Annotated in this window: 2 protein-coding genes; both read left to right on the forward strand. The window is 44.8% G+C overall.

The features are described 5' to 3' along the window. Window positions 1–152: 152 nt before the first annotated feature. Window positions 153–914 carry a LytR/AlgR family response regulator transcription factor gene (locus MO867_RS21920; protein ID WP_252473116.1) on the forward strand — a complete coding sequence of 254 codons (762 nt, stop codon included), beginning with the start codon at window positions 153–155 and terminating at the stop codon, window positions 912–914. A gap of 242 nt (window positions 915–1,156) precedes the next feature. After that, entirely contained in the window at window positions 1,157–1,450 is a 294-nt protein-coding gene (locus MO867_RS21925) for a glutaredoxin family protein (protein ID WP_252473119.1), read from the forward strand. Window positions 1,451–1,747 lie beyond the last annotated feature (297 nt).

Raw genomic sequence — 1,747 nt, forward strand, 5'->3', positions numbered from 1 at the left:
ATACGGCTGCTGCAGCAGCCTAAAGGGTGATGCACTTCAGAGTTGAATGCAGGTAATATTAAGGAGCGCCTTTCCACTCTTTATCAGGAGCGTGGTAAACTGAACATCCAAAGCAATAAACTGGGCGGAGTGACTGCCCGATTGGAGTTTCCATGCGTGCCCTAATTGCAGATGATGAACCCTTGTTGCGTCATCATCTCGACCAAATGCTTGCAGATGTTTTCCCTGAGCTTGAGATTGTTAGCAAGGCGGCTAATGGAGAGGAGGCCTTGGCTCTGTGCCAGCAGCTGGAACCGGATGTGGTCTTTCTTGATATCCGTATGCCAGGATTAGATGGCCTGGCTGTCACTGAAGCGCTAAGCCAGTTTGAGATGCAGCCGATCGTTGTTTTTATTACAGCTTACGATGAGTATGCGGTAGCGGCATTTGAGCATGAAGCTGCGGATTACCTGCTAAAGCCTATCGATGATAAGCGTTTGGAGAAAGCCTGTGATCGTATTCGTCAGCGCTTTAATGAACGGGAAGGCGCTAGCCCTTCGGCAGGGCCTGATATTGAATCGATACTAAAGCAGCTCTCTGGTAATAAGCCGGAATATTTACGCTGGATTCGGGCAAGCAAAGGGGAGGATGTCCATCTTATTTCCTGCGATGAAGTTTCAACGTTTGTAGCTGAGGATAAATATACAACGGTTTACTCCAGTCAAGGGCAGCATATTATCCGAACACCACTAAAGGAATTGATGGCTCAGTTGGAGCCGGATTCATTCTGGCAAATTCATCGTTCAACAATTGTTTGTGTAAAACGTATCAAAAAAGTAAGCCGTGGGTTAACTGGCGGTGTATCTGTATTGATGGATGATGAGCGTCAATATAGCGTTAGCCGGAGAGCTGCGGCTCTGTTTAAGTCAATGTGATTGCCTGGTTAGTGCGTTTCAACCTGATTGGAGTGGCGTGGGGCAGGCTGGTTGTGATCGGTCCTTGAGAGCGTTGGATCAGAGAAATGCCATTGAAAATTTCGATAGAATGTGAATGTCATGAAGAATCAATATAGATCGAAACAGGGGCGCTATTATATTTTGAGTGATTCCTTGGGCTTTAAAATTGTCGATGTTCAATAGGTTGGTTTAACCTTTAGTGGGGGTGGTTATTTACTGTTATGAGAACACTTTTTATTTGTATCCTTGTCCTTGTTGTTTTTCAGAGGTGGGATGATATTAGTTCAGTTCTTTCTCTTTCTGGTGGCTCTGCTGTTGCTCCCTATGTAGCTGATGTTGATGTACCAAACGATGTGGTTGTTCTTTATGCAACCAAGTGGTGTGGGTACTGTAAGAGGGCTAGGCAGCTATTGCGCAAACATGATATTGAGTATATAGAATATGATATAGAGGCGTCCAGGGAGGGCAGAGTACAGTACGATCGATTAGGCGGGGGGGCGTGCCGTTATTGTTAATTAATGGTGAGGTCATCAAAGGGTATAATTCGGGTAAAATACTGCGTACTTACCGTCAGGATAGTTAGTCGCCGACTATTTCTATTTCTGAGTTGAGATGTGAATATAATAATATTTAAACCCAGTCTACAGGCTTGTTGTATACCAGTAAATATCAGCGTGCTGGTGTGGTGATGCAGTCTGTTCGCTCGAAGTTGCTGGGTTAAATAATACAATGCAAATCGAGCAGGAGTTACCTGTAGTGCCAGGGCTGTCCCATATAAATCAGCTTAAATCGTGGCTGTAATTATCTTGTCT

This window comes from Microbulbifer okhotskensis (assembly GCF_023895975.1).
Lineage (GTDB): Bacteria > Pseudomonadota > Gammaproteobacteria > Pseudomonadales > Cellvibrionaceae > Microbulbifer > Microbulbifer okhotskensis.

What these genes read in the sequence shown, in the direction of transcription:
- MO867_RS21920 (WP_252473116.1), top strand. Translation starts at nt 153, where the DNA reads ATGCGTGCCCTAATTGCAGATGATGAACCCTTGTTGCGTCATCATCTC.
- MO867_RS21925 (WP_252473119.1), top strand. Translation starts at nt 1,157, where the DNA reads ATGAGAACACTTTTTATTTGTATCCTTGTCCTTGTTGTTTTTCAGAGG.